The 13,876-nt window shown below is 49.5% G+C and carries 14 protein-coding genes; 7 read left to right on the plus strand and 7 right to left on the minus strand.

All coding sequences use genetic code 11. The features are described from left to right. Positions 1 to 64: 64 nt before the first annotated feature. From lptC to kdsA, 3 genes are read right to left on the minus strand one after another with little or no spacing between them, the layout of a single operon-like run. Positions 65 to 628, minus strand: coding sequence for an LPS export ABC transporter periplasmic protein LptC (gene lptC / locus FIM25_RS03025; protein ID WP_139446138.1), 564 nt, complete (start codon positions 626 to 628; stop codon positions 65 to 67). Further along, on the minus strand, positions 625 to 1,140 hold the full coding sequence (locus tag FIM25_RS03030; RefSeq protein WP_139446140.1) for a KdsC family phosphatase: 516 nt from the start codon (positions 1,138 to 1,140) through the stop codon (positions 625 to 627). Before FIM25_RS03030 ends, lptC begins: the two co-directional genes overlap by 4 nt. Further along, on the minus strand, positions 1,137 to 1,916 hold the full coding sequence (gene kdsA / locus FIM25_RS03035) for a 3-deoxy-8-phosphooctulonate synthase (protein WP_246051979.1): 780 nt from the start codon (positions 1,914 to 1,916) through the stop codon (positions 1,137 to 1,139). Before kdsA ends, FIM25_RS03030 begins: the two co-directional genes overlap by 4 nt. Between kdsA and FIM25_RS16985 the strand changes: the two genes are divergently transcribed. The 7 genes from FIM25_RS16985 (at position 1,906) to FIM25_RS03065 (ending at position 9,587) form a co-directional block, all read left to right on the plus strand. Further along, on the plus strand, positions 1,906 to 2,121 hold the full coding sequence (locus FIM25_RS16985) for a hypothetical protein (protein WP_179953081.1): 216 nt from the start codon (positions 1,906 to 1,908) through the stop codon (positions 2,119 to 2,121). The genes kdsA and FIM25_RS16985 overlap by 11 nt on opposite strands. A gap of 65 nt (positions 2,122 to 2,186) precedes the next feature. Further along, complete coding sequence (locus tag FIM25_RS03040; RefSeq protein WP_139446144.1) at positions 2,187 to 3,557, plus strand: M23 family metallopeptidase; 1,371 nt, start codon at positions 2,187 to 2,189, stop codon at positions 3,555 to 3,557. 57 nt (positions 3,558 to 3,614) lie between these two features. Then, positions 3,615 to 4,787, plus strand: a complete 1,173-nt coding sequence (locus tag FIM25_RS03045) for a homocysteine biosynthesis protein (protein ID WP_139446146.1) — start codon at positions 3,615 to 3,617, stop codon at positions 4,785 to 4,787. 110 nt (positions 4,788 to 4,897) lie between these two features. Next, a complete protein-coding gene (lepB, locus tag FIM25_RS03050; RefSeq protein ID WP_342774316.1) occupies positions 4,898 to 5,548 on the plus strand; it encodes a signal peptidase I in 651 nt (216 codons plus the stop codon). Positions 5,549 to 5,583: 35 nt separating this feature from the next. Further along, positions 5,584 to 6,522 carry an aspartate carbamoyltransferase catalytic subunit gene (locus FIM25_RS03055; protein ID WP_139446148.1) on the plus strand — a complete coding sequence of 313 codons (939 nt, stop codon included), beginning with the start codon at positions 5,584 to 5,586 and terminating at the stop codon, positions 6,520 to 6,522. After that, a complete protein-coding gene (locus FIM25_RS03060) occupies positions 6,506 to 7,777 on the plus strand; it encodes a dihydroorotase (RefSeq protein WP_139446150.1) in 1,272 nt (423 codons plus the stop codon). Before FIM25_RS03055 ends, FIM25_RS03060 begins: the two co-directional genes overlap by 17 nt. A 385-nt stretch (positions 7,778 to 8,162) precedes the next feature. Continuing rightward, positions 8,163 to 9,587: a sigma-54-dependent transcriptional regulator gene (locus FIM25_RS03065; protein ID WP_246051981.1), complete on the plus strand. Its 1,425-nt coding sequence runs from the start codon at positions 8,163 to 8,165 to the stop codon at positions 9,585 to 9,587. Positions 9,588 to 9,649: 62 nt separating this feature from the next. On the opposite strand, the gene FIM25_RS03070 is transcribed toward FIM25_RS03065, so the two are convergent. From FIM25_RS03070 to FIM25_RS03085, 4 genes are all read right to left on the minus strand, one after another. Further along, a complete protein-coding gene (locus FIM25_RS03070; RefSeq protein ID WP_139446154.1) occupies positions 9,650 to 10,411 on the minus strand; it encodes an SDR family oxidoreductase in 762 nt (253 codons plus the stop codon). A 28-nt stretch (positions 10,412 to 10,439) separates the two neighbouring features. Continuing rightward, on the minus strand, positions 10,440 to 11,504 hold the full coding sequence (locus tag FIM25_RS03075) for a phosphotransferase family protein (RefSeq protein ID WP_139446156.1): 1,065 nt from the start codon (positions 11,502 to 11,504) through the stop codon (positions 10,440 to 10,442). A gap of 480 nt (positions 11,505 to 11,984) precedes the next feature. Continuing rightward, entirely contained in the window at positions 11,985 to 12,668 is a 684-nt protein-coding gene (locus FIM25_RS03080; RefSeq protein WP_246051983.1) for a TetR/AcrR family transcriptional regulator, read from the minus strand. Beyond that, on the minus strand, positions 12,668 to 13,861 hold the full coding sequence (locus tag FIM25_RS03085; RefSeq protein ID WP_139446158.1) for an acyl-CoA dehydrogenase family protein: 1,194 nt from the start codon (positions 13,859 to 13,861) through the stop codon (positions 12,668 to 12,670). Before FIM25_RS03085 ends, FIM25_RS03080 begins: the two co-directional genes overlap by 1 nt. Positions 13,862 to 13,876: the final 15 nt, after the last annotated feature.

Consider the following 13,876-nt stretch of genomic DNA (forward strand, 5'->3'; position numbering starts at 1 on the left):
CCTTTGACCACAGTGGTAACTCAGCATTTTCATCGATTGTGGCCAGAAGAGGGCAGGAGCTGTCTTATGGGGATGGCATGGAGCCATGGAGCTTTCCTTTCACATTGCCTATGAAGTGTATCAAGCCGTCTGAGATACTATAGGACAGGGTGTCTGAGATGATCAGGAGTCCTTCGCTTTCCACGGTTACGGGTTTTGGTGACAGGATGAGGTTTTCTTTGGCTATGTATTCCATTTTTTCGCTTTTAGCTGTATATTCAGGGTGTTCTATTTTTACTGATCCTTCGAGTAGCATATCCTTGGTATGGATATTTACGAAACCTGAAAGTGCATAGGCCAGGATAGGGATATTATCTTTTGTCATATAGGTGGCCTTAACCACTTCCAGAGCTGCAGCATCTGCCTTTCGGTCATAATCTGCCCTTTCTGCGGAGAGGGTCCAGACAACTTTGCCCTCTTCCGTTGCTGTATGGCGGAATCGGGTCAGGGTAATATCGGAGCGCTGCAGAAGAGAATCCGGTGGCAGTGGAGTACGAAACCGTTCTACCATAAACAGGATGGCGGTTGTGAGGATCAGGCCGCTTACAAAAAAAAGCAGAAAACGTCTTTTCCGGTAGCCGGGCTTCATTTCTGAAAGGGTTCCAGGATGGCGGTCCAGAGTCCTTTTTCCTTAAGAATGGCCTCGCAGACTTCCCGTACGGCACCACAGCCGCCGCAGGCTTTTGTGGTAAAGTCTGCCATCTCACGTACTTCTGAAGCTGCATCCCAAACGCTGATGGAGACGCCAACCCGTTTCATCAATCCCATATCCGGGAGATCATCCCCCATGAATGCCATGGCTTCCGGCAGAATGGCTGTTTTTTTTGTTATTTCAGGAAGAATGGCTGCCTTGTCCTTTACGCCGTCCCATATCAGCTCAATGTTTAAGTTTTTCAGTCTGTGACGCAGGGCGGGTGCTGCCCTGCCTGTAACAATGCCCACCTTGATTCCGGCATCCATAAGCATTCGAAGCCCAAGGCCGTCTTTCACATTAAAGACCTTTGTTTCTTCGCCGCTGTCGCTATAAATGACGGAGCCTGTGGTGAGGATGCCATCAACGTCCAGCAGCAGCAGGGAGATGTCGGCAAGGGAAGAGTTCATGCGGGGGATTCTCCAAGTATGGCTTTAATGGCACATAGCTGATCCAGAAGGCCGGGAAGGGTTGAAAGATGCAGGGAGTTTGCACCATCGCAGAGGGCTTTTTCCGGCTCAGGATGTACTTCAATGAAAAGTCCGTCGGCTCCTGCTGCCATGGCACTGCGGGCCAGTACAGGAGCAAATTCTCTCTGGCCTGAGGAATGGGTGCCGGAGCCTCCGGGAAGCTGTACGCTGTGGGTGGCATCGAAAATAACAGGATAACCAAAGCTTTTCAGGATGGGGATGCTGCGGAAATCCACCACAAGATTGTTGTAGCCAAAGCTTGCTCCCCGTTCCGTAAGCATAATTTTGCTGGCACCGGATTCCTTTAATTTTGTGACCACATTTTTCATATCCCAAGGAGCAAGGAACTGACCTTTTTTCACGTTTACGGGTTTTCCGGTACGGGCTGCAGCCGCAAGAAGGTCTGTCTGGCGGCAGAGAAAGGCTGGGATCTGTATTATATCAAGAACTTCTGCGGCTGCATCTGCCTGCTCAGGGAGATGAATATCTGAAATAACGGGAACCTCGAATCTCTTGCGTACGGTTTCCAGTATACGAAGGCCTTCATCCATGCCCGGTCCGCGGAAGGAGTTGATGCTGCTGCGGTTGGCTTTGTCAAAGGAAGCTTTGAAAATGAAGGGGAGCTGTCTTTTTTCTGCTTCATTTTTAAGGAATTCTGCAATATAGAGGCAGAGATCCAGGCTTTCAATGGCGCAGGGGCCTGCAATGAGCAGCATGGAAATTTCTGTTTTTGAAGAAAAATATGGTAATTCTTGCAATTTGGTTGTCATGGTGTCTCTTTCTATTTTTTCTGGCTGCAGCAGAGATTGTTTTTTTCTTGAAGGTATTCCTAACGCCCCCATATGCAAAAGTCAAGCCGATGCCTTCGTCCATCGTCAGGTCTTCTTTGTTTTTCCTTCTTATGCCCTTGATTCCCCATAAGTGAGCTGTTATGAATGCGACCGGAATAAAGCATTGGAAATTTATTGAGGGAGGGGTAAGGGAAAATGAAAAGCAAAGAAAAAAAAAGCAGGGGGTGGCTGTTTCTGCCCCTTATGGGGCTTCTTATAGGCGGTATCGGCTGGCTGGTTTTTACCTGTTTTGAAGGAAGTACGCCAGTGATATCCATGGATCTTGTGTCCGACAGCATAGGAGAAAAAGAGGCTCTTTCCCTTGAAGTGAAGGACAAAGGCCGGGGGGTTAAGGAAGTTCAGGTTTCCTTTTATAAAGATGGCAGAGATCATGTTCTTGAGCAAAAATCTTTCCCGGCCAGTTCTTTTCTGGGTGCCACAGGTGTGGATCATGTCCGTATGGATTTCGCCTTCAAGCCTTCTGAGCTGGGTATTTCCGATGGTGTGGGTACTTTAAGAGTCCGTGTTCGGGATGCATCACTGCGGGGGGGATTCAAAGGTAATGTGGCTTATCTGGAAAGGGAGATCCGGGTGGATACCCGGCCACCGGAGATTCGTGTGGTGACAAGGCGTCATTACCTTGCCCAGGGGGGGGCAGGGCTTGTGGGCTATCGCCTTTCCGAACCTGTGGTACGCAGCGGTGTCAAGGTGGATGGTAATTTTTTCCCCGGTTATGGCGGGTTTGGTCCGAATAAGGATGTTTACCTGGCTTTTTTTGGATTGCACCATGAGCCGGGATCCGGTTCGGAGATATTTATCGTGGCCGAAGATTTTGCCGGTAACAAAGGACGGGCTGGTTTTCCCCACCACGTGAATGCAAGACGTTTCCCCGAAGATAAAATCAATATCAGTGATCGTTTTCTCAACTGGAAAATGCCCGAGTTTCAGATTCCGGGAGGAGATCCGGATTCTCCGCTGGAAAAATTTCTTAAGGTGAATAACCTTTTGAGGGATAAAAATGAAAAGGTTATTTTTGCCGCTACCGAGAAATCAGAATCAGCCGTTTTATGGGACAGGCATTTTCTTCCCCTGCCTGCGGCTGCCAACAGGGGTGGTTTTGCGGACAGGCGAATCTACTACCATAATGGTCGGGAGATAGACCGGCAGTTCCATATGGGTCTGGATCTTGCCTCCATTGCCCAGTCTCCCGTTCCTGCAGCGGCTTCGGGCAAGGTGGTGATGACAGAAACCGTTGGCATTTATGGCAGAAATGTTATTCTGGATCATGGATGCGGCCTTTTTACCCACTATGCCCATATGAGTCAGATTGATGTTGCTGTGGGGGATCGCGTAAAGCGGGGAGATACGCTGGGCCTGACGGGTCTTACGGGTATGGCAGGAGGGGATCATCTGCATTTTGGTGTTATTGTTCATAACACCTTTGTGAACCCCATTGAGTGGCTGGATGCCAATTGGGTGGAGAACAATATTTTATCAAAACTTCGTGATATTGAAGCCGGTATTTAGGGCTGCGTATATAATTTTGGGTCTGATGGCGAACAGCTTTATGAGGAAAGGATCGGCATGGGAACTTTTGAGGTGAATAAGACATACCGCGAGATCAATGATAAAATTGCCGCAGGCAGGGCCGTGGTTGTTACCGCAGAGGAAATGATTGATATTGTAGAAAATGATGGGCCTGTCAAGGCTGCCCAGAGGGTTGATGTAGTCACTACCGGAACCTTTGCTCCCATGTGCTCTTCCGGTGCCTTTATCAATTTTGGCCATGCCCAGCCGACCATAAAGGCTTCTAAAACCTGGTTCAATGGTGTGCCAGCCTATGGGGGACTGGCCGCTGTGGACTGCTACATCGGTGCTACGGAACCTACAGAGGAAGATCCCCTGAATAAGGTTTATCCCGGTAACTTCAATTATGGGGGAGGCCATGTTATTGAGGATCTTGTTGCGGGAAAAACAGTGCATATGCGTTCGGAAGGATATGGAACAACCTGCTATCCCAATCGTTTCTTTGAAAAGGATCTGACCCTTGCAGATCTTCCCCAGGCCCTTCTCTGCAATCCGAGAAACGGGTATCAGAATTACAACTGTGCCATCAATACTACCAAAAAAACCATTTATACCTATATGGGTACCTTGAAACCCAGAATGGGAAATGCCAATTACTGCAGTGCCGGTGCCTTAAGTCCCCTTATGAACGATCCCTGTTACCGGACCATCGGCCTTGGAACCCGGATTTTTCTCGGCGGGGGGGTGGGGTATGTCACCTGGTGGGGAACCCAGCATAAGCCCCAGGCACCACGAACGGAACAGGGCGTTCCCACAACGCCTGCGGGTACCCTTTTTGTGATGGGTGATATGAAACAGATGAAGTCCGAGTGGTTACGGGGAGCCAGCATGCGGGGGTATGGCTGTACCCTTTCCCTTGGTCTGGGTATTCCCATTCCCATTCTTAATGAGGAGATGGCCCGGTTTACTGGAGTAAAGGATTCGGATATTTTTACCCAGGTGGTTGATTATGCCATGGATTATCCCAATGGTGTTTCCCGCAGCTATGGACAGGTGAGTTATGAAGAACTGAAAAGCGGTAGCATTACGGTGGATGGCAAGGTGATTCCCACTGTTCCCCTTTCCAGCATGGTCAAGGCCAGAGAGGTTGCTTTCATTTTAAAAGAATGGATAGAAAGGGGTAAGTTTTTTCTGGGAGAACCCCAGTTCCTTCTTCCCGGACCTTCTTAATTATTTTTACCCTCTTTAGCGTATATAAAGAGGGTTTTTTATGCAGGAAAAAACAGAGAGCCTTGAATCCTGCTTCCTTTTATACTTGACCATTGACGAAGGTGTTTTGTGTGAAAACTCAGACAAACGCAGAAAATATGCAGGTAAAGCCACCAAAGGCTTCCGTCTGGCGTGAGAATGTTGAAGCCATTGTCATTGCTGTGGTTCTGGCCCTTCTGATCCGGACTTTTGCGGTTCAGGCCTTTAAAATTCCTTCGGGTTCCATGCTGGAGACCCTTCAGATTGGGGATCATATCCTTGTCAATAAGCTGGCCTATGGCCTGAATGTTCCCTTTTTCGGAGAAGCGGTTTTAGGCGGAAAGATGCCTTCCCATGGAGATGTGATTGTTTTTGCCTATCCCGAAGACAGTAGCAAGGATTTTATCAAGCGTGTTGTGGGTGTTGAAGGAGATGTGATTGAAATCCGGAATAAACAGCTTTACAGAAATGGTGAAGTGGTGCCGGATGAACCATATGCTTGGCATGTGGATACAACTGTGTATCGCAGAGAAATCACCCCAAGGGATAATATGGGACCCGTCCGGGTTCCCGAAGGCAAGCTGTTTACCATGGGGGACAACAGGGACAGCAGCAGCGACAGCCGTTTCTGGGGGTATGTAGATATCCGGGAGCTGAAGGGGCGGGCCTTTATGATATACTGGTCCTGGGATGGAGAGAGTATGCGGCCCCGCTGGGATCGGCTGGGGAATTTTATTTCCTGAAGTAAGCCCCTGTTTTTCAGGGGCATTGGAGGGGTATGTATTTCAGCAGAAAAGACATTCTGGATATTGCCTCCCTTTCTGTGGAGGAAATTACCCATATTCTGGATACGGCTCAGGGCATGAAGGAGATTTCCTTAAGACCTGTGAAAAAGGTTCCCACCTTGCGGGGTAAGACCCTGATCCTTTTTTTCCATGAAGCCAGTACAAGGACAAAGACTTCCTTTGATATTGCAGGTAAGCGTCTGAGTGCTGATGTTATTGCTCTTGCCAAAAGCGGTTCAAGCATGGCTAAGGGTGAAAGTCTTCTGGATACGGTAAAAACCCTTGAGGCCATGCAGCCCGATGTGGTGGTCATGCGCCATGGTACTTCCGGCGCAGCCCGTTTTATTGCAGGACATCTGAAATGCGGGGTGATAAATGCCGGTGATGGCAGGCATGCTCACCCGACCCAGGCACTCTTGGACATGATGACCATCCGTGAGAAAAAAGGCCGTATTGCCGGACTGAAGGTGGCCATTATCGGAGATATTGCCCACAGCCGTGTGGCAAGGTCCAATATGGAAGGTCTTGTGAAGATGGGGGCTGAGGTGCGGGTGGCGGGACCGCCGACCATGATACCCAAGGGTATTGAAAGTTATGGGGTAAAGGCTTTTTTTTCCGTGGATAGGGCGCTGGAGGATGCCGATGTGGTCATGATGCTCCGTATGCAGAAGGAACGTATGAATAATGTTCTTTTTTCTACGGAAAGGGAGTATGCTAGGGAATTCGGGCTTAATGAAAAGAGATTGTCCATGGCCCATTCCGATGCAGTGGTTCTCCATCCCGGTCCCATGAACCGGGGAGTGGAAATTTCCGATGCAGTGGCGGACGGCCCCCGTTCAGCCATTCTGGATCAGGTGGAAAACGGTGTGGCCCTTAGAATGGCCCTTTTTTATCTCCTGGCAGGAGGAGTACGCAATGCGGATGAAGATTGAAAACGGCCACGTTCTGGATCCTGGCCACATTGACGGGTTGCGGGATATCTGGATTCTTGATGGTCGGATTGAGGCTGTAACGGAACCCGGCGCATACATGGAAAAGGCGGACGAGATTCTGGATGCTGAGGGGCTTTTTGTGACACCGGGTTTGATTGATATGCATGTTCACCTCAGGGAACCGGGGCAGGAATATAAGGAAACCATAGAAAGTGGTTGCCGCGCTGCCGTAAGGGGCGGATTTACGGCGGTATGCTGTATGCCCAATACCCGACCTGTGAATGATAATGCTGGAATCACATCCTGGATTGTGCAGCAGGCAGAGAAAGCCGGTCTTGCAAGGGTCTACCCCGTGGCCGCCATTACCGGAGGGCTTGGGGGGCAGCAGTTGAATGAATATGCCGATCTCAAGGGTGCCGGTGCTATTGCCCTGAGTGATGACGGAATGCCCGTTCTGGATGGACAGACCATGCGCAGGGCCATGGAGTATGCCCAGGCTTTTGATCTTTTTATAATATCTCATTGTGAAGATCTGAGTCTTGTGGCTGGCGGTGTGATGAATGAGGGAACGGTGGCGACGAGGCTGGGCCTTGGAGGTATTCCCAATATTTCCGAGTACCTTATGGTGGAAAGGGAAATAGGTCTTGCTGAACTGACCGGCAGCCGGGTCCACATTGCCCATGTCAGCACCCGGGAGTCGGTACGGGCCATTCGTCATGCCAAGGCAAGGGGTGTTCAGGTGACGGCAGAAACGGCACCCCATTATTTTACCCTTACGGAAGAAGCTGTGGGCGATTATGATACCCTGGCTAAAATGAATCCGCCTCTGCGCAGTGAAGCGGACCGCCAGGCCATTATTGAAGGTTTGCAGGATGGAACCCTGGACTGTATTGCCACGGACCATGCGCCCCATGCATCTATGGAAAAGGAGGTTCCCTTTGATGAGGCTCCCAATGGTATCATAGGCCTTGAAACCTCCCTTGGACTTTCCCTTAAGCTGGTGCATGATGGTTTTTTATCCCTTGCAGATCTTATCCGCCTGATGAGTAAAAATCCGGCCCGCATCCTTGGTATGAATAATGATTTGCTTCCCGGAGCTCCTGCGGATCTGACACTGATGGATATTAAGGCTTCCTGGGAAGTGGCACCTGCATCCTTTGCCTCTTTAAGCAGGAATACACCCTTCGGGGGATGGCAGCTTACGGGGCAGGCCGTGGCAACTATTGTGGGCGGACGGTTAGTTTATAAGGTTTGATTGGTAGTGAGCTGCTATTCCGCACAATTTTCCTTTGGCAAATCGAATACCTTCAATCAGATGCACAGACAACCGGGCCATTTGTTCGTGACGCAATCTTATTCGGGAGCTTCTTGCCCTGTGCGGAAGCGGCAAAAACTCCCCGCCACAGGCAGGATAAGCTTTTTTATTACCATAGCAGGTTTATGCACGCTGCCTTTGTGGCGGCTCAGACAGTTTGCCGCTTCTTTCGCACAGGCCTTCTAAGCTCTGATCCGAAACGATTGCAATCTCACTTACAAACAGCCCGATTGTCTTTTGCTGAAATCAAGATCTTAAAATTAATGAACAATTCTTCAGGATAAAATGTACTGAATAATTAAGATGGGTAAAGATATGAAGTGGTATGGGAGATAATTTTATGGGTGAAGAAAAGCATGGGCATAAACATATTCTGGTGGTGGATGATGAACTCAGCATGCGGGAATTCCTTGAGGTGATGCTGACAAGGGAAGGCTATGACGTCACCGTAGCGGAAAATGGTGCGGCTGCCCTGAAATGTCTGGATACAACGCCCTATGATCTTCTCTTGAGTGATATCCGCCTTGGGGATATGACAGGGCTGGATGTGCTGCGGGCAGCTAAGGCGAAAAAGTCCGATGCCCCTGTGATTCTTATTTCTGCCTATGCAACAACGGAAACAGCCGTGCAGGCCATGAATGCCGGAGCCTATGATTATCTGCCCAAGCCCTTTGCCAACAAGGAACTGCTGCTGACAATCCGCAATGCCTTAAGTATGCGTACCCTTGAAGAAGAACGCAGGGCCATGGCCTATACCATGGAAAAGAAGCTTCGTTTTGGCCGGATTATTGGTGAAAGTCCGGAGATGCAGCGTATTTTTGAGCGCATCACCCAGGTGGCAGCCACCCGAACCAGCGTATTGATTTCAGGAGAATCCGGTACAGGTAAAGAATTGATAGCCAGAGCCATCCATGACTCATCCCCCAGAGCTTCCAAGTCCTTTGTGGTGGTCAATTGCGGAAGCATACCGGAAAATCTCATGGAAAGTGCTTTTTTTGGCCATAAACGAGGCTCCTTTACCGGTGCAAATACAGACCAGAAGGGTTTTTTTGAGGCCGCTGATGGTGGTACTGTTTTTCTGGATGAGATTTCGGAACTGCCTCTGGCCCTGCAGGTCAAGCTGCTCCGTTCACTTCAGGAACGTAAAATCCTCCCCGTGGGCGGAACCCAGGAAGTTCCCGTTGATTTCAGGATTATATCCGCAACAAACCGTAGTCTTGAAGAAGCTGTTATTGTTGGTAAATTTCGCGAAGATCTTTTTTACCGTCTGAATGTGGTGGAAATCCGTTTGCCGCCCTTGCGGGAGCGTAAGGAAGATCTTCGTATGCTGGCCCAGCATTTTCTCGATAAATATGCAAAGGAGATGGGAAAGGGCATTACCAAGCTTTCCTCCTATGCCATTGATCTTCTCCAACGCTATGATTTTCCGGGAAATGTTAGGGAGCTTGAAAATCTCATTGAGCGTTCCGTCGCCCTTTCATCCACCAATATTATTCTTCCCGAAAGTCTCTCGCTCTCCTTTCATAAAAGACGTAAAATTCAGAAAGAAGATGGCGCTGTTATGGATACGGAAGCCATGGAGGATGTGGCTTCAGGAGTCCAGCTGGATGAAATCCTTGAAGGTATTGAAAGACGGTATTTGGAAAAGGCCCTGGACCTGACCAGAGGTAACAAGCAGAAATCAGCGGATTTGTTGGGTATTACATTTCGGTCCATTCGCTACCGCCTAAGTAAATACAATATCGAGTGATGAGGATTTTTTCTTTTCACCTTATCCCCGCAAAGAAGATAAGGTGAAAAGAAATCGGTTTTTCAGGCCAGCTGACCGCCATCGCAGATCAGGGTGGTGCCCGTGGTGAAACTTGAGGCATCACTGACCAGATACAGCACAGCCCCGGCCATTTCTCCCGGCTGGGCGTAACGGCCCATGGGAATCTGCTTGACGGCGTATTCCCTGATATCATCATTGTTGATAAGGGCCCCGGCAAACTTGGTGTCCGTGAGTCCGGGAAGCAGGGAGTTCACCCGGATATTTCGGGGTGCCAGCTCCTTGGCAAAGGCCTTGGTCATGGAAATTACAGCCGCTTTGGATATGGAGTAGGCTCCCTGAAAGAGGGCAGGGCTGACACCATTCACTGAAGCTACTGTGACAACGGCACCGCCTCCGTTTTTATCCATGATTTTAGCCGCAGCCTGGATGAGAAAGAAGGGGCCCTTCACATTCACATCCATGATTTTGTCCCATGCTCCCTCATCCACTCCGAAAAGATCACCGAAGTAGGGATTGGTGGCCGCATTGGCCACAAGAATGTCGAGGCGTCCCAGTTCCTGCTCAATTCTGTCCACAAGTTCCCGTACAGCAGGAATCTGACCCATATGGCAGGCCATGACCGTGGCTTTGCCGCCATTTTTCCGTATTTCTCCGGCAACTTCTTCCAGTGCTTCGGCTTTTCTGCTGGACAGGACAACGTGGGCACCCTGGGCAGCCAGGGTGTTTGCAATGGCAGCACCAATGCCACGGCTGGCACCTGTGATCAGGGCAACTTTGTTTTCAAGGGAGAAAAGATTCTGCATGTGAACTCCTTTCATAGGGATTGGTTGTTCAGTATTTTTTATCCATGACATCCTTGCATGCCTTTTCAAAAAAACCAACGGCATGAACAAGAAAGGCAAAACGCTGATCTTTAGTCTGCCCATGGTAAAAACGATAGTAGATCTGCTGGGCAATCACGGACAGACGGAAAAGCCCGAAGACATAGTAAAAATCGAAATTATGGATTTTTCTGCCTGTTTTTTCGGCATAGGCAGCCACAACCTCTTCCCGTGTCATCATACCCTCAAGGGTGGTGGGCATCAGTCGGGTATGCTGCAGGTAGTCCGGGTCTGTTTTATTGATCCAGTAGGCCATGGATGCGCCAAGGTCCATTAGGGGATCGCCGAGGGTGGCCATTTCCCAGTCCAGAATGCCGATGATCTCCGTGGGATCATTGGGATTCAGAACAACATTGTCAAACTTGAAGTCATTATGGATGATTGAGGGTCTGTCCGTATCTCCGGGCTGTTTTTCCTCCAGCCATGCCATAACTTCCTCAAAGGCCGGAACATCAGGTGTACGGGCATCACGGAATCTGCGGGACCAGCCCTCCAGCTGTCTTTTTACATAGCCTTCCGGTTTTCCGAAATTTTCAAGTCCTGCATCCCGGATGTCAAGGTTATGGAGGTCGGCATGGACGGATACGAGATTCTCACAGAGCTTTGAGGCCTGGGATGGCGGGAGGCTGAAACCTCGAGGAAGTTCCTTTCGTAAAATGATACCGGGAATTCTCTGCATCACATAAAAGTCACATCCCATGATGTCCGGATCTTCACAAAAGCAGAGGGGTTCCGGGCAATAGGGAAAAACCGGTCGCAGGGCTTTTAGAATTCTGTATTCCCTGCCCATATCATGGGCCGTTTTCGCCTTTTTACCAAAGGGCGGACGGCGCAGGACCATTTCTTTGTCTCCGGAATGGAGAAGGTAGGTCAGGTTTGAAAATCCGCTGGGAAACTGCTGAATTTCCAAATTTTCTGAAAGGTGAGGAATCTGATCTTTCAGGTAAACGGAAAGTTTTTTCAGATCAAGCTCCTCGCCGGAACGCACCTGCGTGGCTTCATCCTGAATGGACATATTCATTCTTCCTGTAATGGATGTTTGGTCACAGTTCAGCACAATTTCTAATTTCTATTTTTGTCAGGCAGATGCACAGGCCCCCAAGCTATTTGTCTGTGACGCAATCCGGCACTCAAGCTGAAAAACGCAAGCCCCTTTACGGGATCAAAAGTGCTTAGGGATCTTGAGTGCCGGATTCGGGAGCTTCTTGCCCTGTGCGGAAGCGGCAAAAACTCTCCGCTACAGGCAGGATACGCTTTTTTATTACCATGGCAGGCTTAAGCACACTGCCTTTGTGGCGGGTCAGACAGTTTGCCGCTTCTTTCGCACAGGCCTTCAAAGCTCTGATCCGAAACGATTGCAATGTCACTGGCAAATAGCCAGGGTGCCTTGCAACAGTAAGAAGCTGCTGCAATTATAGCATTGGAATTTCAGAATAAATTGTGCTGAACATTTTCGTTTTTTCTTTGTGTTATATGACAAGAGATGATCACCTGATCAGGGCTGCACCAGGGCTTTTCTGATAAAACGGATGAGAAAGTTTGCATACTCATCCACATGGATCTGTCTATTTTTATATTTCCAGCGCTTGAGATACCAGTCCTGGAGCATGGCCTTGATCATGGCAGCGGTCAGGTTGGCATCCTCAAAGGAAAAGACCCCTGCTTTTTCTCCTTCTTCCAGAATATCTCTAAAAATGGATTCCGTAAGAAGTTCGCTCTCAATGGCTTTTTTGGCTTCATCCCGTCCCATATTTTTGGTTTCCATATATGAAAAATAAAACCATTTCTGCATGTTTTCGCTCAGGTAAATGTGGGTGCGGATGGCCATTTCCAGTTTTTCTTCAGGAGGGGCTGGCTCTTCCAGTGCTTCGGCCATAATCCCCATTACAAATTTCCGCCCCTGATCCTGCATGATGTGGAGCAGGGCCTCCTTGCCGGGGAAATAGGAGTAGAGGCAGCCCATGCTCAGACCGGATTCTGCCTGAAGATCCCGCAGACTCATGGCATCAAAACCTTTTTTTACTGAAAGATTCAATGCTGCTTCCAGAATAGCCATGAGATTTTTAACGGCGGTTTCTTCTTTTTTGATCCGTATGGAATCACTTCCGGACCGGAAGAGCTCCCGACACACCCTCTCCATGGATGTGTCGTGTTTAGTTTTAAAGGATTCGAAATTCATCAGAGGTACCGTTTCAGAATTCTTCTGGCCATGGCTGTTTTATGAACCTCATCCGCACCATCATAAATACGGGCTGCCCGTTCATGGCGGAAGAAGTAGGCAAGGATGGTGTCATCGGTCATCCCCAGTCCCCCATGAACCTGCAGGGCACGGTCAATAACCTTCTGCATGATACCGGCCACGTAAAATTTGATGGCGGATATTTCATCCCTTGCTTTGGCTGCCCCCACCTGATCAATACACCATGCCGCATGGAGGGTCATGAGGCGGGCCGACTGAATTTCCGCTGCGGATTCCGCCACCCACTGCTGGACAATATGACGGGAGGCAAGGGTCTGGTCATCTCTGGTGATTTTTCTGAAGTTTGCCCTCTGGCACATCAGATCAAAGGATCTGTGGCAGATGCCCAGCCAGCGCATGCAATGGTGGATCCGGCCCGGTCCCAGCCTGTCCTGGGCCATGATAAAACCATGTCCTTCCTCCCCCAGAAGATTTTCTGCAGGAACCCTGCAGTTTTGCAGCAGGATTTCTCCGTGGCTGGCGTAATCCGTCCCCTCATGGCCCATGACGGGAATGTTGCGTACCAGATTGAAGCCGGGGGTGTCCGTGGGCACGATAATCATACTGGCCTGGGCATAGGTGGGGGCTTCGGGGTTGGTTACGGCCATGACAATGCAGAACTGGGAACCGTCTGCGGCCGTTGTGTACCATTTGTGGCCGTTGATTATGTAATCACTGCCATCCCTGACAGCCGTTGTTCCCAGCATGACGGGGTTGGAGCCTGGCATATCCGGTTCGGTCATGCCGAAGCAGCTCCGGATGTCTCCCTTTACCAGAGGAGCCAGCCAGCGTTCATTCTGCTCTTTAGTGCCATACATGTGAAGGATTTCCGCATTACCCGCATCCGGGGCCTGGCACCAGAAAACAAAGTGACCGAGGGGGGAGCGGCCAAGGGCTTCGGAAACCATGGCATGGTCCACCATGGAAAGTCCCATACCACCCAGTTCCGGTGGATAGATGGGAGCCCAGAGTTCCATTTCCTTGACCATTTTCTGCTTTTCACGGATAAGCGGGAGCAGTTCATGGAAATCTTTTTTTACAAATTCCTTTTCCAGAGGGAAAAGCTCTTTCTCCACAAATTCATTGATCATTTTTAAAATAGTCTGCATTTTGTCGGAAACTGTAAAATCCATGATTTTCTCCTTTGC

Origin of the sequence: Desulfobotulus mexicanus (genome assembly GCF_006175995.1) — a bacterium.
Taxonomy (GTDB): Bacteria; Desulfobacterota; Desulfobacteria; order Desulfobacterales; family ASO4-4; genus Desulfobotulus; species Desulfobotulus mexicanus.